Raw genomic sequence first — 19,227 nt, 5'->3', positions numbered from 1 at the left:
AGCACTGGCTTGGTTTGGCTCCACGGTGAAAACAATTGCGAATGATCTAAATCGCATCTGCCGTCATGTGCGTTGAAACAAGCCATCTTCCGTGCGTCATTAACGAAAGAAACGCCGGTTCTCGCATACGGTGGAGGATGTGAAACGCTCTGCCATGGAACTCGCCGCAATTGCCACCGCCGCCGTGCCGGGATTGACCCCGGTAAGGTTCGCCGCGTTGTCCGATGATGCAGAAAACTTCGATTCGGCACTCATCGTAGACTCCCAAAAACACCGCTGGCGCGTACGCTCGCCGCGCCACGACGAAGCGAGTATGCGTCTGGAAGCGGAGCTTTCCGCCTTGCGCGCTTTTTCGGCCAAGGTCAGGGCCGCGCTTCCGTTCGCCCTGCCCTCTGTCGCCGGAACGGTGCGTCAAGGCCCCTTGCGCACCTTCGTGTATAAAGATCTTCCCGGACGGGTTCCCACCCTCGAAGAACTAGTCGAGGAGGGAAGCAAGCTTGCGGTGGCCCTGGGCCAGTGCATGGCGGCGATCCACCAGATTCCCGATGATTCGGTCGAAGTAGCCGGATTGCCGACCTACACCGCCGATGAAGTTCGCCAGCGCAAGCTCAACGAGCTGGACACCGCCGCCGCGACGGGCCGGGTGCCCAGCGGCCTGCTGCGGCGTTGGGAGCACGCCATGGAAGATGTGTCGCTGTGGCGCTTTAACGCCACGGTGGTCCATGGTGACTTCGATGAAGAGCAGCTGCAGGTTTCACACTCAAGCATTACCGCTGTCAAAGGCTGGACCGACCTGCATGTGGGCGACCCCGCCGACGACTTCGCCTGGCTCTCCGCCATTGATGACCAGAGCTTCAGCGAACGAGTTTTCGCCGCCTATGTGGAGGCTCGCGGCAACTCAGCGGATCCGCACATCATGCGCCGTGCTGCGCTGGCTGCGGAATTCGCGCTCGCCCAGTGGCTGGTCAAGTCCCTGGACAGCAAAGACACCGAACGCATCGCGGACGCCGAAGAAATGCTGCAGGAACTGGATACGAATATCGCCGAGTACGGCGGAGAGCCGCTGTCCGTGGTGGAGGCTCCGCGCCCGCTGGCCGCTCCGGTATCGGCTCCGGCTGCGACACCTGACGTAGCGCCGAAGGCGAGCGCTCCGGGAATTAACTCTTCAAAGGTTACACAGCTTTCCGTTGAGGACGAACTGGAAACCGATGCAGCACCGGCCGACAGCACGCCCAAGCCTCCAGCAGTCTCCGCCGTTCCCGATGAAGCTGGCGTGCAGTCCACCGCGGCGCAGCACACCGGCGACGCGGCGGCCGCAGGCAGCGCTTCGCCCGCGGATGCGGCGAAGGAAGATTCGGGAAATACCTCTGCACCGGATGCGAAGCCAAGCGAGTCGGCGCCCGTTGAAGGCACCGACTCCAAGGAAGAAACTACTTCGTAGCTTCCGCTTCGGCCTGCTCCGCCAGGTTTTCGAATGCCCCGGCAATCATGGATTCAAGTTCTTCTTCGGATGCCAGATACTCGGCGTGAATCGTAATGCCAGCGCCAACGTAGTAGAACGCGGCCTGAATCCGTTCCAGCGGGATCCCGTGCAGGCGGGACCAGCCCAGACGGTAGACCGCAAGCTGGACCAATTTGCTCTTCAGGTCCTTGCCGCTGGGCACCCTTCCGGTTTTCCAGTCCAGCAGCAACCAGGTGCCATCTTCAAGCTGGAAGACGGCATCGATGCGCCCGCGCACCGCCACCGGGCCCACACGTGTTTCCAGCGGCACCTCAACATATGCCGGTTGGCGTTCGGCCCATTCGCTGGCCAGGAACGCTTCCTTCATCGATGCAAGATCCAGCACGTCGTCAATATACCGGTCCGCTGGCTCCACGATCTCGCCGAGGTCAAGCATCTGTGTTTGTTCGTAGAATTCCTCGATCCAGGCGTGGAATGCGGTACCTCGCCGGGCAGCCAGGCCGGGGCGGCGCGGAACGGGACGGCGCAGGTTCTCCAGCACCTCCACAGGGTCTTCGGCAAGTTCAACGAATAATGAGGCCCGCACATGCTCGGGTGCCGCGATGACTCGTTCGCGGTTGTTGAGGAATTCGCGTTGCGCCAACAACCTCTCGGATTCGTCCTTCCAATGCTCCCCGAAGCCGGTCAGCATTGGGCTCTTCGCCCTGGCGGCAACAACATCTTCGGCAAGCTCAGCGAGCACCTCACGACGAGAATAGGGGTGCGGTGACTTTTGCACGGCGCCGGTAATGACCGGCCCGTCAAGCGGATCATACGGCCAGCGTGCCTCCATCGGTTGGGAGCGCACCGGATTTTCCTCCGGCCCCTGATCGTTTTCAACCCACACTCCAATTTCGGCGCGGGGCTTCTCCCCTTCGGCCAGCGGCAGCAGCGCATTCATGAAGACCGAAGGTTCACAAGGCTTGGAGCGCGATCCGGACCAGATGCTGCTTGAACAGATCAGCAATGATTTAGCCCTGGTGACTGCCACGTAGGCGAGGCGGCGTTCTTCGGCAATATGATGGTCGTCCACCCGATCTTTGAAGATCGATTCGGCTTCGATCAGTTCCTTCAGCGCCGGTTGGTCGGTATCCCACTGCGGCAAATCGCCGGCATCTCCGCGTAACGGCCAAGGCAGCGCCTTATCGCCGCTGGTCCAACGATCGGATTTGGCTCCCGGAAAGACCCCCTCGTTCAAAGACATCACCGCGACGATGTCCCATTCGAGCCCCTTCGAGGCATGAATAGTCAATAACTGAACCGCCAGCGGGTCCGCGTCATCGGAGGGCAGCGGGAGCCCCTTTTCCTTTTCGGCGGCCTGTTCAAGCCACATGAGGAAACCCGCCAGCTCCACGCGCGGGGCATTGCGGCAATATTCGCGCACCACATCGGCGAAGGCATCCAGATTCACCCGATATTTGTCCGCGGCAATCCACGGTCTGGCAGCCACCTCGATGTCCAGATTCATGGCGCGTTCGACTTCTCGAATCAACGCTTCCAAATCATCGTTGGCAATCAATCGCAATTGCCGCAGTTCGGACCGCAGCGCTTCGAGCCGTTCATAGCCGGTATTCGACAAACGCCGGCCATCGGAGCTCGTCCAGCCGGCCGGCGGAAGATAATCCAGCGCCTCGATCAGGCTTGCAGCGTCGTTGAGCTCCGCGCGGGCCGCCTCCTCCGTGCTTTGATTCTGGGTGAGCGGTTCGGCGGAGTCCAGTTCGGGATTCAGCCCGCGCTCCCGGCGCCGGGCCAGCGAACGCGACCAATCGGCGAATGCTGCGAGATCGGCGGCGCCCAGACGCCATCTGGCGCCTGCAAGCAAGCGCATCAGCTTTTCCGAGCGCAGCGGATCCACCAGCACGTGCAAGCAGGACACGAGGTCGGTGAGCTCCGGGGTGCTCAGCAGCCCGGAAAGCCCCACCAGCTGATAGGCGATGCCCCGTTCGCCTAGTACCTCGCCCATCACCGAGAGGTTCGCCCGGTTGCGGCTGAGCACCGCGCTGGTCTTGTGCTCGGCGCCGATGCCCTGGCGATTTTCAGCCACAATGAGGTCTGCGATCCGTTCGGCTTCCTCGCGGACGCTCGCGCAGCGATTGAGCACTACCCGGCCAGGCTGTGCAAAAGCCGAGGGTTCAAGCGGCTTGACGGAGACCGGTCCAATCGCCGGTTCCTGTCCGCCGGCGGTAATCTGGTTTGCCGCGTCCAAGACGTTCACGGTATTCCGCCATGCCACCGTGAGGTGCTTGACATGGGCAACTTCTCTGCCCGATTCGCGCACAAGGGGGAATTCCTGGGGGAAGCGGAATAGCTGACCGGCGCTGGCACCGCGGAATCCGTAGATGGATTGGTTGGGGTCCCCCACCGCGGTCACCGGGTGGCCGTCCCCGTAGAGTTGCGAGAACAGCACCATCTGGGCATGCGAGGTGTCCTGGAATTCATCAAGCAGCACCACCTTGTGGCTGGTGCGCTCGGCGAGCGCCGCGGCCGGAACTTCTTGCGCAATATGCGCCGCGTGGGAGACCAGATCGCCGTAGTCCATAACCCCGAGCTTCGCCTTGGACAGGGCGTATTCCTGGGCCAGCTCGGCGATGGTCGCGCGGGAGGCGAGCCGGTCGATCATGTTCTGCGCCGCAACGGTCCGCTTCTTTTCCTTGTCCGCCTGCATCGGTATGGCAGAAACTTCGGCAATGAGGTTGTCGAGCCATTGCTGGGCCTGCGGCGGGGATACCAGATGCTCCGAGGATTCTGAGCTGAACGAGACGATTGCGTCGATCAGCGTGCTGGTCGCCGAGCCGAGATGCTCATAGTTTCCGGTATAGCTCTCCAACACCTGATGGGCCAGTTGCCAGGATTGCGCCGCACCGAGCAAGACCGTGTCTTCTTCGATCCCCAGACGAAGTCCGTAGTCCTGCACCAGGGTATTGGCATAGGAATGGTAGGTGGATACCGCCGGGTCCAGGAAGTCTCTGGTTTCCTCTTCACCGAGCAGCCCCGTGGCCACTAGCTGCGCGATCTTGGCTCGAATGCGTGCGGAAAGTTCGCCCGCTGCCTTGCGCGTGAACGTCACGCCGAGGATTTCTTCCGGGCGAACTAGCCCGTTGGCGACGAGCCACACCACCTTGTCCGCCATGGTCTTCGTCTTGCCGGAACCCGCGCCGGCAATGACCAGCATGGGCTCCAGCGGGGCACAGATGATCTCGGCCTGCTGCGCGGTTGGCGGGAACTGCTCCCCCAGGGCTTCGGAAAGTTCCTGCGGGGTGAATCGAATGTTGCTCATGGTTCGGTGACCTGTCGTCCTTGCTCGCACAATGGGCAGATTTCGGGCAGCGTGCATGATCCGCGCAGGCCTTCGGAGCCAATGGTGTGCCGGGTGGTGAATTCGGATTCGCCCATCAGCTCGGCCGCTTCGAGAATCAGCTCCCGCGCCCAGGTTTCTTCGCCGATGGCCGGCTGATCCCGCAGGGTTGCCGACTTCGTCGGGGTGCCGACGTAGACTAGCGACGCTCCGGCTGGTTCGCTGGAAAGCGCGGAGGTTTCATCGTGTTTTTGCAATGCACCGAGCTGCACCGCGGTCTGGTAGACGGCCAGCTGCGGGTGGGTTTCGGTGTCTTTGAGCGTTGGCGCTTTGCCACCGGTTTTCAGATCCACCACCGTGGCCTTGCCGTGGGCGTCGGCTTCCACCCGGTCGATGACGCCACGCAGCTGGATATTCTTGCCTTCCTGCGGAACGTCTACCTCGAAGGAGAGTTCTCTTGCTCGCAGTTCACGCCCGGAGGCGCGCATGGCGATGCTGTATTGCGCGAGTTTTTTGAGCATCTCTTCGGCTCGGTCAAAGTCGCGCTGCCCCTCCCAATTCGGGAGCTTTTCCAGCTCCGGCCAACGCTGTTCAAGTATTTTCGAGTATTCGCTTCCGCTGGCCTCCGGGTGCTCTTCGGCGATGGAGTGAATCAAGGTGCCCAGGGAAGCGGCGAAGTCATGCGCCGCTTCTCCCCCGGCGCTTTGCACAAACCAGTTCAGCGGCGACTTCACCAGGGTCTCGACCTTTGAGGGTGACACGCGCAGCGGTTGATCGGCGGGAACCACCGGGGCGCTGGTGCTCAGTGGCTTCAATCCCCACCAACTCTTTGGGTGAGCGCCACGCACCGGGTATTCGCTGTCGGCCAATTGCCCTAGCACCGTGATGGCATCGTGGTAGATCTCGTCGGCCGAAACGTTCTCGGGAGCGGGGACCGCACCGAGTTGCGCGGCCTTGGCGCGTTCGGCCATCGAACGCAGTTCAGCCACCAGGGTGGGCAGGGCCCTGATTCGCGGGACCGGGGTGAGTTCACGTTGCCCGCCGCCGTTCGGATCGACCAGATCCAAGAACGAAGAGGGTTGCGAGTCCTCGTTATCCACCGCCGTGCAGATCAACAATCGCGAGGCGCGCGAAACGGCGTTGCTGAAGCTTCGCATTTCATCATCGCGGATTCCGCGCACCAGCTGCGTCGGGGTGCGTGTGGTCAGGAAGGCCAGGCCGTGTTCTACCGCGTCGGCCAGGGCGTTGGAACCCAGCAGCTCACCGCGCAGCCGCAGGTTCGGCCAGCTGCCTTCCTGCAGGCCCGGAATGAATACGACGGGCCAGTGCTTGCCTGCGGCCGCCGCGGTGGTCAGCACCGTGACCGTTTTCGTCCCGGTGGCTCGCGAGGCCAGCGAGTCCATCGGCAGTTCCTGATGCAAAATGTGATCGATGAAAAGTTCCACGCTGGCACCGGGCAGCTGATCCACAAACCGTTCGGCTGCTTGGAATAGCGACAGGACCGCGTCCAGGTCGTGATCGGCACGACGGGCGGTATTTCCGGTGCCCAGCGCTTCCTTGCGCCAGGCGTTGGCCCGGCCCGAGGCTTCCCACAACGCCCACAGCGCCGTTTCCGGGGTTGCCTGCCCGGTGGCAAGTTCTGTGCGCAAGGCACCGAACATGCTCAGCAGGCGTTCCAAGCCAAAGGCTACGGGCCCCAAGTCACGGCTCAGTTCCGGTTCATGAAGGCTCGCTTCGAGCAGCTCTTGGCTGGATCGCCGTCCGCCCAGCGAGCTTTCGCGTTGGCGCAGCAGCTGCCGCAGGCGTCGAATTTCCAAGGCGGTGCTCATTCCATAGCGCGAGAGCAGCAGGTTCTGCATCAGCAGCGGATCATCGCTCACGCCGCCGGCCAGAGCCAGCTGGATCAGGTCGAGCAAGGGCCGTACCGCGCCCTCATCCTTCAAGGGGATTTCGGCCGGCGGAACCTGGACCGCGATCCCTTGGCCTTCGAGGAAGCGGCTGAAGGACCGTACCTGTGAACCGTTGCGGACCACGATGGCCATGTCGGAGAGCGGGAATCCCTCGTAGAGGTCCATCTGGACGATGCGTTGGGCTATGTAGCGTTCTTCCAAGGTGGAGTTTTCAAAGCACAGCGCTTGAACCTGCCCGGCCTCGGTTTCCGCTGGCGCTTCCAGTTTTCGTCCGCGCAGGCCGGCCGCTAGCGGGATTCGCCGCACGACGCGCTTCCAAGCATCCATAATGGCCGGTGCCATGCGCAAGCTGGTATCCAATTCGAAGAGTTGAGCCTCATCGTTGCTGCTGTAATTTTGCGAGAAACGGTTCAGCTCATCGGGGCGTGCACCACGAAATCCTTGGACCACATTATCTGGCGCCGCAAAGGCAACGAGCCGGCGATCACGCGCGATCAGTCGCAGCAGCCGATGCTGCGACAAGGTCGCCTCTTGCAGGTCATCGACGAGGATCAGCTGCAGTTTTTCGTGCTCTTCGGCCAGGAACTCTGGATGCTGTTCGAACAATTGGGCGGCACGGGTCATCAGACCCGCCGGGTCAAAAGCTTCGGCACTGCCTAGGTCCAGCAGGTCGCGGTATTCCTGATAGAAGCGTGCCGCGGCCACCCACTCTGCGCGCTTGGCCTGTTCCCCAAGCTGCGCAATATCTACCGGTTCAAGTCCAAGCTCAGAAACCCGGTCAAAGAATTCACGCAGTTCTTTCCTGAACCCGCGTGTTTCGACCGCTAAGTTCAAGTCCTCGGGCCACCCCGGGCCCGCGGTCAATCCCTGCTGGTGGCCTTCGAGGAGGTTGCCGATGAGCGTATCCTGTTCAGGTCCCGAAAGGAGCCGAGGAGCCCGTTCCAAATTCGGCAGCAGGCCTTCCAAGCGTGCCCTTCGGATGAGATCAAAGGCATATGCGGACCAGGTCCGCACCACCGGCTCGGTAAAAGTTTGATCCGCTCGGCGGCTGAGGTCGTCTCGAATGCCGGCAGCGGTCAGACGAGTTGGCGCAATAATCAACAGCTGCAGCGGATCCAAACCAGCGTCCAGATGCGCCACGGCTGTGTCCAGCAGAGCCGTGGTTTTCCCGGTCCCCGGGGCCCCGGTCACGAGGGTAGGTTTGGCTACCGTTGCCAGCCTCTCAAGCAGCGAAGACGTATCCAGTTGTGCCGGGTCGGTCATATCTTCCATGTTCATAGTTGATCATCCGCTTCGGACAAGTAGCCCGGTTGCAACGCCGCTTTGAGCGAATCAATTTGCGCCCATTGGGCATCGTTCGGTTTCCAGCGTGCTTGGGCCATATTCACGCGCCTACCCCGGCGGGGAGTGTTCTCCCGCGTCCACTCGGCCTCTCCGCGTTCGCCGAGTGCCAGAGTCAGGGTGCCGTCGGCCCGAAGAATGCGCCACCAGGGTGTCCCCTCCGGTGAACTTCCCATCGCTTTGCCAGCCTGCCGAGCGCCGCCGACCCCCAGGAGCTCTGCTACGTCGCCATAGCTGAGTACGGCCCCCGGCGGGACAAGTGCCGCCAGCCGATGGACGGCCTCGGCATAATCGAGGGGCAAGTGGCTTGATTCGGAGCTCATGTCCCTATTGTGCCAACTTGGACATCCTCATCCACAACCGGAGCGTCAGCCCAATGGTTGACCGAGTGAGCGGGTAGCGTTGATTTCATGAATGAATGGCATAAGGGCCTTGCAGTTGGCTTTGACTTGGAAACCACTGGCGTCGACACCACTACGGCGCGCATCGTCACTGCGTCGGTGGTTCTGCTTGATGCCCAAGGTCAGGTTGTGAACCAACGGGAGTGGCTGATTGATCCCGGCGTTGAAATTCCCGAGGCTGCTGCCGCGGTGCACGGCGTGTCCACCGAAAAAGCTCGTGCGGAAGGCATTCCTGCCGCTCAGGGCGTTGCCGAGATCCTCAACCTGCTCCAGTTCGCCGCCCAGCAGTCCCCGGTGGTCGCGTTCAACGCCGCCTATGACTTCTCCGTCCTGCATGCCGAGGCCTTGCGCTACGACCTGGTGCCGTTCATCCCCGGAAACGTGATTGACCCGTTCATCATCGACAAGCAGGTCGACAAGTTCCGCAAGGGAAAGCGCACGCTGGCAGCTGCCTGCGAACACTACGGCGTCGTCCTGGAAAATGCCCACACCTCCTTCGCCGATTCGGTGGCATGCGTGGCGGTAGCGCGAGCCATCGCCGAGAAGTACCCGCAGCTACAAGTTGATCCGCAGGATTTGCACGGCTGGCAGATCGGGTGGGCTCGCGAACAAGCCGCGAGCTTCCAGGAATACCTGCGCAAGCGCGATCCCCAGGCCCTCGTCGATGGCGCTTGGCCGATAAAAGACAGCTAAACCATGCATTTCCAGTGAATGTTAGGCACTTCACATCCCAAAAACTGGCTCCCGCGAGATTCCGGGTAAGTCATTAGTTCATCTTCAGTCACAAATCTGCGAATCATCTTCGATTCGTCCCCGATTTTGGCCGCATATGAAGAATAGTGAATGTGTTTTGCGGGCGGTTCGGGCGATATTGTTCGATAGTGATTCAATGGAGGGTACTCTCTATACCCCTTGAGAATTGAAGGAACGCGCCTAGTGATCACAGTTAGTGACCTGCGTAAGGTTTATCGTCAAGGCAGCAATGACGTTGTTGCACTGGATGGTGTCAGCCTTGAAGTCCCGACCGGGAAAATTCATGGCATCGTTGGACATTCCGGAGCTGGCAAATCAACACTTGTCCGCTGCCTGACGTTGCTTGACCAGCCTACGTCCGGCTCCGTTGCGGTTAACGGCAAGGAACTGACGAATGTCGACTCCGACGCGTTGCGCAACGCGCGTCGCCGTATCGGCATGGTCTTCCAGCATGCCAATCTGTTCGATTCCCGAACCACCGAACAGAATGTTGCCTACCCACTGGAATTGGTGGGCACACCGAAGAAGGAAATCGCCGAGAAAGTTGCGCAGCTTTTGGAACTCGTCGGGCTGACGAAGTTCGCCAAGGGCTACCCATCGCAGCTTTCCGGTGGTCAGCGACAGCGCGTGGGTATCGCCCGCGCATTAGCGACAGACCCCGACGTGCTGCTCTGCGATGAGCCAACCAGTGCTTTGGACCCGGCCACCACCGATGAAATTCTTGAGCTGGTAAAAAAACTTCGCGACCGGTTGAACATCACGGTGCTGATCATCACCCACGAAATGCACGTCGTCAAGCATGCCTGCGATTCGGTTTCGCTGCTCGAAGCCGGCAAGATCGTGGAGCATGGCGACATCGAAGCGGTCATCACCAACCCTTCGGGACGTTTGGCTTCTACGCTGCTACCACTGCCGGGAGAAGCCCCGCAGGTAGAAGGTGCAGGTCGCGTACTTGATCTTCTCTACACGGGCGAACAAGCCACCGAGCCGGTCATCTCCGGCATCGCGCGAAAGTTCAACACCGACGTCAATGTCTTGGCCGGCTCCGTAGAGCATCTGGGTGATCAGCAGTTCGCGCACCTGCGAGTGCAGTTCGCCCCAGACGCGGACATCGCTGCGATTATCGAACATCTGAAGTCCACCGGTATTGCAGTGACCGTGAAGGAGGCCAAGTAAGTTATGGATTTCTTCGCTGAACTCTTAAACAATCCAGGTATCACCAAGGCCATGTGGCCTGCCACCGTGGAAACCCTGCAAATGACTTTGATTGCAACGGTTTTCACCATCGTCATTGGTTTGCCGTTAGGTATTTTGCTGCACAACACCGGTAAGGGCGGGTTGCTGCCAGTGCGTTGGCTCAATGTGGTGCTCTCCGGGATCATTGTCAACATCACCCGTTCGATTCCATTCGCAATTCTGATGGTTGCCTTGATTCCACTAGCCAAGGCAATTACGGGTGTCTCACTCGGACCGGTGGCCGCTTCCGTCTCGCTGACCATCGGCACGGTTCCGTTCTTCGCACGTCTAGTTGAGACCGCCCTGCGCGATGTCTCATCGGGCAAGGTTGATGCGGCGCTGGTAATGGGATCGACGAAATTGCAGGTCATTCGCAAGGTGCTCGTTCCCGAAGCGATGCCCGGGCTCATTGCCGCGTTGACCACAACCGTGGTCACGCTCATTGGTTATTCGGCGATGGCCGGTTTGGTTGGCGGTGGGGGTCTTGGCCGGCTGGCCTACAACTACGGTTTCCAGCGTTATGACATGGGAATCATGCTGGTAACCATAGTCATTATTCTTATCATGGTGCAGTTCGTTCAGATCGTCGGCGACCTGGTCGCGCGAAAGATCGATCATCGTTAGCTCAAAAACTTCCGCCGGAATTCCGGCGGGCCTGGTCGGCACGCATGTCGTACCAAAACTCCCCTTAGTTACCGGAAACGGTTCATACTCAAAGGAAATACTCACAATGCGTAAAAAGCTTGCACTCGCAATCACCGGTGTCGCAACCCTCTTTGCGGTGACCGCCTGCGGTAGCACCGGATCCACCGAGCCAACCGCTGCGGCCACGCTTGACCCAGCAAACCCAACCATCGTCAAAGTTGGCGCAAGCCCGATCCCGCACTCCCAGATTCTTGAATTCATCGATGAGAATTTGGCCAAGGATGCTGGCATCGATCTCGAGATTCAGGAAATCGACGACTACCAGACCCCGAACATCGCTTTGGCAGACGGCACCATCGATGCAAACTACTTCCAGACCGAGGCTTACTTGGCCCAGCAGGTTGCGGACAAGGGCTACGAGTTCGAGCACGGCAAGGGCATCCATCTGGAGCCATTGACCGTTTTCTCCAAGAATTTCGATAAGCCAGAAGACGTCACCGAAGGCGCACTGGTTCTGCTGAACAATGACCCGGTGAATCAGCTTCGTGGACTGCGTGTGCTGGAAAGCGCAGGACTGCTTTCGGGGCTAACCGACGAAGATTCGGCCCTCACCATTGAAGATGACGAAGCCAAAAACCCCAAGAAACTGACGTTCCGGGAAGTGAACTCGGAGCAGGTGCCGCAGTACTACACCCAGGACGACAACATTGGCCTTGCCGTGATCAACGGTAACTACATTGTTCAGGCAGAGCTCAACCTGGAGGAAGTTCTCGTTCAGGAATCCCCCGAGAACAACCCGAACTCCAACTTCCTGACCTGGCGTGCAGGCGAAAGCACCCCAGCTATCGAGAAGCTCGACGAACTGTTGCACTCCGACGAGGTAGCCAAGTACATCGAAGAGACCTGGACCGACGGAAACGTCATCCCAGCCTCCTAGCGCCAGGCAGCATCGCAGTGGTGTCCTTGTCCCGGGAATTCGGGGACAAGGACACCACTGCGTTAACCGCCCCTATCGCGCTTAAGCTAGGCAACCCCGGCTCGGGAAAGCCCCAGCAGCCGTGCCCCGTTCTCCCAGAGCACCGCTCGCATCCAGGATTTTCCGTGCCCCAACCGGGCCAATGCCTGCAGCTGATGCGCATAGGGATAAGGGATATTCGGGTAATCCGAGCCGAGAATGACTTTGTCCTGGAGTGAAGCCAAACGGGAAACATAGCTTTGCGGCATCGGCGCGAATTCGTTGGTGAAGTCGGTACCCACCATGGTCGTATCCAGATAAACGCCTGAAAACGCCTCGGCAAGATCGGCAAATTCGTGATACTCGGGCATCCCCATATGCGCTATGACCAGCACGAGGTCCGGATACTTCTCCAGCAGGATTCGAACGTTCTGCGGCCCAGTGTAGTTGCCGCTCAACGGTGCCGAACCGGCATGGATGACCACCGGTATCCTGCTTTGCTCCAGGACTTCCCATGCTTCGTCGAGCAGCGCATCGTGGGGCGCGAACCCGCCGACTTGGATGTGGATCTTGAATAGTTGTGCCCCGGCATCGATGGCCTGCCGAACGTAGCTGCCTACCCCGGGCTCCGGGTAAAAGGTTGCGCAATGCAGTGCCCCGTCGACGCGTTCGGCGAAGCGCGCCGCCCAATCATTGAGCCAACTGGCCATGCCCGCCTTATGCGCGTACGAAAGCGCAGGGATAGCCGCCAACCCGATCTCACGGAGCCGTTGGATTCGGGCATCCTCAGCCATGCGATAGGTAATCGGCCAGCAACGACCATAACGTAGCTCCGCCTCATCGAAGTACGCCCAGACCTTTTCCAGCATCGACTCGGGCAGAAAGTGCACATGGATATCGGCCAACCCGGGTATGCCCAGATAGTCCAACAAATCCGGAATCTGCTCGTCGGTCAGGGGAATCATGTGCTCGGCGATCGTCTCGGTCATCTGGCGCTCCTCTGGTTTTCACTGCCGTTGCTGATGCTGTGGGCCAAGCTATCAGGGACCGCCGGCGGCTGCCCAGTTCCCGGCCCAGGAAAGCAAAGAGGCCACGGTAGCCGCTACCCGGATGGGACGAGCGGCTACCGTGGCCTCTTGGTGCTGGTGGCTACTATGCGGTGGCCGCAGCGGCGGCCCGAGCGGCCGCTGGCAGTGCCGCGAAGATCTTCTCCATGGCTGCGTCGTCGTGTGCCGCGGAGAGGAACCAAGCCTCGAACACGCTTGGCGGCAGGTAGATGCCAGAGTCGAGCATCGAGTGGAAGAACGGCGCGTAGCGGAATGCCTCCTGCCCCTGCGCGTCGGCGTAGTTGTGCACGCCCTTGGCCGAGGTGCCGAAGGCCACCGAGAACAGCGAACCGACGCGCTGGATCGAGTGATCCACCCCGGCGGTGTCAAAGGCCTCGCGCAGCGCGCCTTCCAGCGCGGTGGACGCCTTGAGGATGTGTGCGTAGACCTCCTCGGTGGCGTGGGTCAGCTGTGCGATGCCGGCCGCCATGGCGACCGGGTTACCCGAGAGGGTTCCCGCCTGGTAGACCGGGCCCAAGGGAGCCAGATAATCCATCACCTCGGCGCGGCCGCCCAGGGCCGCGGTCGGCAAGCCGCCGCCGATGACCTTGCCGAAGGTGTACAGATCCGCGTTCCAGCCCTCTTCCTTGCCGGTCAAGCCCCAGTACCCGGAGGACGAGGCGCGGAAGCCGGTCAGTACCTCGTCGAGGATCAGCAGCGCGCCATGCTTGGCGGTGGTGTCCTTCAGGAACTTGTTGAACCCCTCCTCCGGTACCACCACGCCCATATTGCAGGGTGCCGATTCGGTGATCACGGCCGCGATATTCGCCCCGTGCGCGGCGAACGCCGCGTCAATGGCGGCACGGTCGTTATACGGCAGGACCAGGGTCTCGGCGGCGGTGGCCGCGGTGACCCCGGCGGAACCCGGCAGCGCCAAGGTGGCGACGCCCGAGCCGGCATCCGCAAGCAAGCTGTCGAGGTGGCCGTGGTAGCAGCCGGAGAACTTGATGATCAATTCGCGGCCGGTGAAGCCGCGGGCCAGGCGCACGGCGGTCATGGTGGCCTCGGTGCCGGTGGAAACCATGCGCACGCGGTCCACCCCGCCCATGCGATCCTTGATCAGCCGGCCGAGCTTTGCCTCATCCGGGGTGGAGGCGCCGAAGGACAACCCGCGGTCGACCGCGGCGTGCACCGCCGACTGGATCTCCGGGTGGGCATGCCCCAGCAGGGCCGGACCCCAGGAACAGACCAGGTCAACGTATTCCTTGCCATCGGCATCGGTGAGATAAGCGCCCTTGGCGCCGACCATGAACGGCGGCACGCCGCCGACGGAGCCGAAGGCGCGAACCGGCGAGTTCACGCCACCGGGCATGACGTCACGGGCCTCGGTGAAAAGCTTCTCGGAATTCGACATTTATTTTTTTCCTTCGTTCAACCAGCCGGCGACTTCGGCTGCGTAGTAGGTCAAGATTTGCTGGGCGCCGGCCCGGCGAATGGAAAGCAGGGATTCGAGCACCGCGGCGCGGCGGTCGATCCAGCCGTTGGCCGACGCGGCTTCGATCATCGCGTATTCTCCGGAGATCTGATAGGCGGAGACCGGGACCGGGGACAGCTGCGCGATATCCGAGACGATGTCCAGGTAGCTCATGGCGGGCTTGACCATGACCATATCCGCGCCTTCGGCCAGGTCCAGTTCGACTTCCAGCAGCGCCTCGCGGCGGTTCGAGGCGTCCATTTGGTAGCTGCGGCGGTCCCCCTGCAGCTGCGAGTCGACGGCCTCGCGGAATGGGCCGTAGAAGGCGCTGGCGTATTTCGCCGCATAGGCGAGCACCGCCACGTCCTTCTGGCCGGCCTGGTCCAAGGCCTCGCGGATCACCGCGATCTGCCCGTCCATCATGCCCGAAGGGCCCAGGATGTGCGCCCCCGCCTCGGCCTGGACTACCGCCATCTCGGCATAGATTTCCAGGGTCCGGTCATTGTCCACCCGGCCCTGGGCATCAAGCACGCCGCAGTGGCCATGAGACGTGAACTCGTCCAGGCACACGTCGGACATGATGACCAGCTCGTCGCCGACCTCTTCGCGAACGGCCGCGATGCCCCGGTTCAAGATGCCGTTCGGGTCGATTCCGGCGCTGCCGTTTTCGTCCCGGTCCTCCGGGATGCCAAAGAGCATGATGCCGCCCAGGCCCCGCTCGGCGGCATCCGCCGCGGCGGCCTTGAGCGAATCCATGGTGTGCTGCACGACCCCGGGCATGGAGCTGATCGGGTTCGGCTCGCCGATGCCCTCGCGGACGAAGGCGGGCAGGATCAACTGACGCGAGGACAGCTCGTACTCTGCGACGAGTCGGCGAACTGCAGGATTCTGCCGGAGCCGGCGAGGTCGGTGCTGAGGGAAAGCCATGTCACTTCTTTCTAGAATTGATGATTCGCATTGTGCAAAAGTTCTTGGGCCGCGCGAGCTAAACCGGCGGGCGTCGGTTCCGCGGCGATGGCGTCGGCGCGCAACCCGGCCGCGCGCAAGGCCGCGGCCGTAGGCTGGCCGATGGCAACGGTTTTCACCCGCTCGGGCAACCGGTCACCGGCTAGCTGCACGAAGCGGCGCACGATGCTTGGTGCGCTAAACACCAGCAGATCCAGCCGATCCAGCTGCCGGGTTATCTCTTCCGGGGCGAGCACGCGAATTCCCGGTGGCGCGGGCACCGCCGTAAGCGGTGCTCCCCCGCTGCCGGCGGCAACCGTGCGGTAAGCCAGGACCTCGTGGACTTCATGGGCGCCGAGCCCGGCCGAGAGCGTCGAGCTGGCGAGGTCCCCATGCGGATAGAAGATCTTCTGCCCCGGTTCCAGCCGCCACTGGGCCACCATTCCGGCCGCGGACTGCTCCGTAGGCACAAAATCCGCATCGACGCCCAACCGCGCGCGGGCGGCCTTGGCGGTCTTCGTTCCCACCGCCGCCACGCGCAGCCGCGGCGGAAGCGGGCGTCCGGCCAGCAAGGTGGCGATCACCTCCACGGTATTCACCGAGGTGAGCACCAGCCACTGGTAGGAGCCCGCCGCCAGTGCCGCGACGCCGCGGGACAGCTCGCTGCGATCCGCGGGCCAGACGGTGTCGATCAGCCGGGCACAGCAAGATTCGATGCCCAGCTGCTCAAATTCCCGCACGGTAGCCGCGGCTCGCGCCGCGTCGCGCAGGATCAACGCCTGATAGGTCATGGTCGCAATTAGGCCAAGCCTGCGACTACCGCCGCGCCGTCGGCGATCATCGATTCGGCCAGGCTGCGTCCAAGCTCGCGTGCCTCCGCTACGGTGGCCGCGCTTGCTCGGGCACTGCGGCGCATGGTTTCGGAGCCGTCCGGGTTGCAGGCGACCGCCTCCAAGACGAGCGTGCCGCTCTGAACCCGGGCCAGGGCTCCGATCGGCGCCGCGCAGCCGGCTTCCAAAGCCGCCAGCAGCGCACGTTCGGCCTCGACCTGCAGGCGCGTTGGCAGGTGGTCCAGTTCGGCCAGCGCCCGATCCAGGGCCGGGTGATCCGAGCCGGCGGCGCGCACCTCCAAGGCCAGCGCCCCCTGCCCGGGGGCCGGCAGCATGATGGCCGGATCCAGGTACTCGGTGATGTGCGCTTCCAGGCCGAGCCGGCGCATGCCGGCGGCGGCGAGGATGACGGCGTCCAGGTCACCCTGCACGCTGCGCCCCACGCTTCCGTCGTCATGGGTGGCGCCGGTGCCTTTCACCCGGCCGAGCCGGGTGGGCACGTTGCCGCGGATATCGACGATCTGCAGATCCTGGCGGAAGGCCAGCAGCTGCGCGGCGCGGCGCGGCGAACCGGTGCCGATCTTCGCCCCTTCGGGCAGTTCGGCGAGCGTCAGGCCGTCGCGGGCGCACAGGGCGTCGCGCATATCTTCACGTTCCGGGATGGCGGCCAGCACCAGGCCCTCGGGCTGCGTGGTGGGCAGATCCTTCAGCGAATGCACCGCCAGATCGCAGCCCGAATCCAGCAACCGCTGGCGTAAGGCGGCGGCGAAGACTCCGGTACCGCCAAGCTGCGAGAGCGGCCCGGTGATCACATCTCCCTCGGTCTTGACCAGAATCGTCTCCACCTGAAGCCCGGAGGCTTCGGCCAAGCGCGTGGCGGCCCACCCGGTCTGCGTGGTCGCCAGCGCGCTGCCGCGCGTGCCTACACGAAAGCTCTCACTCATGCCTGGGGCACCCCCACTTCGGAATCGACCGCGGCGATGGTCGGACGCAAGGAGCCGTCCAGCGCGCGCTTTTCACAACAATTCGGGCGGCACACGTCAAACCATGGTCCGCCGGCGACGGCGCTCATCCGGCCGGCGCGCAGCGCTTGGCCGTTGGCATCGGCCAGGCGCTCTTCGAGCAGATCAACCAGGCCCGAGACGAAAGCCCGGTGCGTTCCCGGAGTTGCGACCCGGCTAAAGGCCAACCCCAGTTCGGCGCAGCTGTCCTTGGCTTCGGTGTCCAGATCCCACAAGACCTCCATGTGGTCGGAGATGAACCCGATGGGCACCACCACGACCCCGGCCACCCCCGCGGCGGCATCCTCGGCCAGCGCGTCGTTGATATCCGGTTCCAGCCACGGAACGTGCGGGGCCCCGGAACGCGACTGGTAGACCAGGCTGTGCTCCAGACCCTGGGCTTCGGGAACGTTGGCCAGAATATGCTCGGCGACCGCACGGTGCTGGGCTGTATAGAGATTCTCGCTCGCCTGCGCGCGCAGCTGAGCAGGTCCCGCGGCGTCCGCGTCGGCCTGCGGAATCGAGTGCGTCACGAAGACGATCTTGATCTTGTCCGCGGCATTGTCCTTCGCCGCAAGTTGTTCGCGCACCTCGGCCAGCGAGGCGCCCAGCCCCTCGATGAAGGGCTGCACGAAGGCCGGAGTGTCGAAGAACTGGCGCAGCTTGTCAACTTCCAGCACGCCTTCCAGCCCGGTATCGCGCAGCCCCATGCCGAGGTCTTCGCGGTACTGGCGGCAGGCCGAGTAGCCGGTGTACGCGCCGGTGCCCAGCAGCAGCACCTTGCGGTGCCCGTCCTCGGCGATCTGCTTCAGCGTGTCGTTGACGAACGGGTGCCAGTTGCGGTTGCCCCAGTACACCGGCACCTCGATGGAACGCGCGGTCAGTTCGGCCTGCAGGGCGGCAAGCAGCGCGCGGTTCTGCGCGTTGATCGGCGAGACGCCGCCGTTCTTGCGGTAGTGCACCGCCACCTCTTCGAGGCGTTCGTCGGGGATCCCCCGGCCTGCGGTGACATTGCGCAGGAACGGGATCACGTCCTCCTGGCCTTCGGGACCGCCGAAGGAGGAGAGCAGAATCGCGTCGTAGGCTTTCGGCGCCATCTTGCCGTTGGCGTCATAGCCGGTGCGTGGATCGAAATCCTGGGTCACTTCAAAACCTCGATGACCTCGGCGGCCGAGATGCGCCGTCCGGTGTAGAACGGCGTCTCTTCGCGCACGTGGTGGCGGGCTTCGGTGTAGCGCAGGTGGCGCATCATGTCGACCAGGTCGATCATGTCGTCGGCTTCGAGGCAGATCTGCCATTCGAAGTCGCTGAAGGCGAAGGCGGCGACGGTATTGGCCAGCACGTTCGGGAATTCGCGGCCGAGCATGCCGTGATCGCGCAGCATCTTGCCGCGGTCCGCCGGGTCCATGGTGTACCAGTCGGTGGTGCGCACGAAGGGGTAGACGGTCATCCATTCCTTGGCATCCAGGCCGCGGGCGAAGGCCGGCGAGTGGTCCTTGGCGAATTCGGCTTCGCGGTGCACGGCCATCGTGGAGTACACGACCTCGGTGCCGGCCAGCAGCGAGCTGCGGCGCAGCTGGCGCATCGAGGCCTGCAGCAGCTCGGCGGCAGGTCCGTGCATCCAGAGCATCACGTCGGCTTCTTCGCGCATCATCGACACGTCGTAGATGCCGCGCACTGCCACACCGGATGCGGCCAGTTCGGCGACCAGCGAGTCGAAGGCCGCAGCATCCGCCGCACCCAGTTCCACGTTGGCGGAGCGCTTGAACACGGTCCACAGAGTGTAGAACATGGTCGGGTTTTCACCAGCGGCGTCGCGGTCTCGCATGACCGGTGAATTGTGCTGTACTTCGTAGCTCACTTAGTGCTCTCCTTGATCATCTGATCTATCTCA

15 protein-coding genes are annotated in these 19,227 nt (G+C 62.5%); 5 read left to right on the top strand and 10 right to left on the bottom strand.

Features of this window, described 5'->3' with window-relative positions; genetic code table 11:
* Window positions 1-139 precede the first annotated feature (139 nt).
* The gene (locus tag ACT3TP_RS00310; RefSeq protein WP_444618715.1) at window positions 140-1,441 is read left to right on the top strand and encodes a phosphotransferase; all 1,302 of its coding nucleotides are present in this window, start codon (window positions 140-142) and stop codon (window positions 1,439-1,441) included.
* Here ACT3TP_RS00310 and ACT3TP_RS00305 read toward each other — a convergent pair.
* The 3 genes from ACT3TP_RS00305 to ACT3TP_RS00295 are packed head-to-tail and all read right to left on the bottom strand — an operon-like array spanning window position 1,431 to window position 8,370.
* The gene (locus ACT3TP_RS00305) at window positions 1,431-4,778 is read right to left on the bottom strand and encodes an ATP-dependent helicase (protein WP_444618713.1); all 3,348 of its coding nucleotides are present in this window, start codon (window positions 4,776-4,778) and stop codon (window positions 1,431-1,433) included. The genes ACT3TP_RS00310 and ACT3TP_RS00305 overlap by 11 nt on opposite strands.
* On the bottom strand, window positions 4,775-7,984 hold the full coding sequence (locus tag ACT3TP_RS00300) for an ATP-dependent helicase (RefSeq protein ID WP_444618711.1): 3,210 nt from the start codon (window positions 7,982-7,984) through the stop codon (window positions 4,775-4,777). Before ACT3TP_RS00300 ends, ACT3TP_RS00305 begins: the two co-directional genes overlap by 4 nt.
* Window positions 7,981-8,370 carry an MGMT family protein gene (locus ACT3TP_RS00295; protein WP_096284603.1) on the bottom strand — a complete coding sequence of 130 codons (390 nt, stop codon included), beginning with the start codon at window positions 8,368-8,370 and terminating at the stop codon, window positions 7,981-7,983. The genes ACT3TP_RS00300 and ACT3TP_RS00295 overlap by 4 nt, the downstream gene beginning before the upstream one ends.
* Before the next feature lie 87 nt (window positions 8,371-8,457).
* On the opposite strand from ACT3TP_RS00295, the gene ACT3TP_RS00290 reads away from it, so the two are divergent.
* The 4 genes from ACT3TP_RS00290 (at window position 8,458) to ACT3TP_RS00275 (ending at window position 12,019) form a co-directional block, all read left to right on the top strand.
* Complete coding sequence (locus ACT3TP_RS00290) at window positions 8,458-9,141, top strand: 3'-5' exonuclease (RefSeq protein ID WP_096284601.1); 684 nt, start codon at window positions 8,458-8,460, stop codon at window positions 9,139-9,141.
* Window positions 9,142-9,384: 243 nt separating this feature from the next.
* On the top strand, window positions 9,385-10,377 hold the full coding sequence (locus tag ACT3TP_RS00285) for a methionine ABC transporter ATP-binding protein (RefSeq protein WP_096284599.1): 993 nt from the start codon (window positions 9,385-9,387) through the stop codon (window positions 10,375-10,377).
* 3 nt (window positions 10,378-10,380) lie between these two features.
* Entirely contained in the window at window positions 10,381-11,061 is a 681-nt protein-coding gene (locus ACT3TP_RS00280) for a methionine ABC transporter permease (protein WP_096284597.1), read from the top strand.
* A 106-nt stretch (window positions 11,062-11,167) separates the two neighbouring features.
* Window positions 11,168-12,019, top strand: a complete 852-nt coding sequence (locus ACT3TP_RS00275; protein ID WP_096284595.1) for a MetQ/NlpA family ABC transporter substrate-binding protein — start codon at window positions 11,168-11,170, stop codon at window positions 12,017-12,019.
* Window positions 12,020-12,105: 86 nt separating this feature from the next.
* Here ACT3TP_RS00275 and ACT3TP_RS00270 read toward each other — a convergent pair whose 3' ends face one another.
* The 7 genes from ACT3TP_RS00270 to hemQ all read right to left on the bottom strand — a co-directional run bounded on the left by ACT3TP_RS00270 (window position 12,106) and on the right by hemQ (window position 19,161).
* A complete protein-coding gene (locus ACT3TP_RS00270; protein WP_444618709.1) occupies window positions 12,106-13,026 on the bottom strand; it encodes an amidohydrolase family protein in 921 nt (306 codons plus the stop codon).
* 163 nt (window positions 13,027-13,189) lie between these two features.
* The gene (gene hemL, locus ACT3TP_RS00265; protein ID WP_096284592.1) at window positions 13,190-14,497 is read right to left on the bottom strand and encodes a glutamate-1-semialdehyde 2,1-aminomutase; all 1,308 of its coding nucleotides are present in this window, start codon (window positions 14,495-14,497) and stop codon (window positions 13,190-13,192) included.
* Window positions 14,498-15,484, bottom strand: a complete 987-nt coding sequence (gene hemB, locus ACT3TP_RS00260) for a porphobilinogen synthase (protein ID WP_444618707.1) — start codon at window positions 15,482-15,484, stop codon at window positions 14,498-14,500.
* A gap of 11 nt (window positions 15,485-15,495) precedes the next feature.
* A complete protein-coding gene (locus tag ACT3TP_RS00255) occupies window positions 15,496-16,293 on the bottom strand; it encodes a uroporphyrinogen-III synthase (RefSeq protein ID WP_444618705.1) in 798 nt (265 codons plus the stop codon).
* A gap of 8 nt (window positions 16,294-16,301) precedes the next feature.
* Window positions 16,302-17,276 carry a hydroxymethylbilane synthase gene (gene hemC / locus ACT3TP_RS00250; protein ID WP_444618703.1) on the bottom strand — a complete coding sequence of 325 codons (975 nt, stop codon included), beginning with the start codon at window positions 17,274-17,276 and terminating at the stop codon, window positions 16,302-16,304.
* Window positions 17,273-18,478: a ferrochelatase gene (locus ACT3TP_RS00245; RefSeq protein WP_255248373.1), complete on the bottom strand. Its 1,206-nt coding sequence runs from the start codon at window positions 18,476-18,478 to the stop codon at window positions 17,273-17,275. The genes hemC and ACT3TP_RS00245 overlap by 4 nt, the downstream gene beginning before the upstream one ends.
* A complete protein-coding gene (hemQ, locus tag ACT3TP_RS00240) occupies window positions 18,475-19,161 on the bottom strand; it encodes a hydrogen peroxide-dependent heme synthase (protein ID WP_444618872.1) in 687 nt (228 codons plus the stop codon). Before hemQ ends, ACT3TP_RS00245 begins: the two co-directional genes overlap by 4 nt.
* Window positions 19,162-19,227: the final 66 nt, after the last annotated feature.

Source organism: Glutamicibacter sp. AOP38-B1-38, from assembly GCF_052377485.1.
GTDB lineage: Bacteria > Actinomycetota > Actinomycetes > Actinomycetales > Micrococcaceae > Glutamicibacter.
Note: the sequence above shows the minus strand (reverse complement) of the source record. Positions and strands in the feature narration are given on the sequence as shown.

Excerpts from the sequence above, each read along its gene's own strand:
- ACT3TP_RS00305 (WP_444618713.1), bottom strand. The coding sequence starts at position 4,778 with ATGAGCAACATTCGATTCACCCCGCAGGAACTTTCCGAAGCCCTGGGG.
- ACT3TP_RS00300 (WP_444618711.1), bottom strand. The coding sequence starts at position 7,984 with ATGAACATGGAAGATATGACCGACCCGGCACAACTGGATACGTCTTCG.
- ACT3TP_RS00295 (WP_096284603.1), bottom strand. The coding sequence starts at position 8,370 with ATGAGCTCCGAATCAAGCCACTTGCCCCTCGATTATGCCGAGGCCGTC.
- ACT3TP_RS00290 (WP_096284601.1), top strand. The coding sequence starts at position 8,458 with ATGAATGAATGGCATAAGGGCCTTGCAGTTGGCTTTGACTTGGAAACC.
- ACT3TP_RS00280 (WP_096284597.1), top strand. The coding sequence starts at position 10,381 with ATGGATTTCTTCGCTGAACTCTTAAACAATCCAGGTATCACCAAGGCC.
- ACT3TP_RS00275 (WP_096284595.1), top strand. The coding sequence starts at position 11,168 with ATGCGTAAAAAGCTTGCACTCGCAATCACCGGTGTCGCAACCCTCTTT.
- ACT3TP_RS00270 (WP_444618709.1), bottom strand. The coding sequence starts at position 13,026 with ATGACCGAGACGATCGCCGAGCACATGATTCCCCTGACCGACGAGCAG.
- hemL (WP_096284592.1), bottom strand. The coding sequence starts at position 14,497 with ATGTCGAATTCCGAGAAGCTTTTCACCGAGGCCCGTGACGTCATGCCC.
- hemB (WP_444618707.1), bottom strand. The coding sequence starts at position 15,484 with ATGGCTTTCCCTCAGCACCGACCTCGCCGGCTCCGGCAGAATCCTGCA.
- ACT3TP_RS00255 (WP_444618705.1), bottom strand. The coding sequence starts at position 16,293 with ATGACCTATCAGGCGTTGATCCTGCGCGACGCGGCGCGAGCCGCGGCT.
- hemC (WP_444618703.1), bottom strand. The coding sequence starts at position 17,276 with ATGAGTGAGAGCTTTCGTGTAGGCACGCGCGGCAGCGCGCTGGCGACC.
- hemQ (WP_444618872.1), bottom strand. The coding sequence starts at position 19,161 with ATGCGAGACCGCGACGCCGCTGGTGAAAACCCGACCATGTTCTACACT.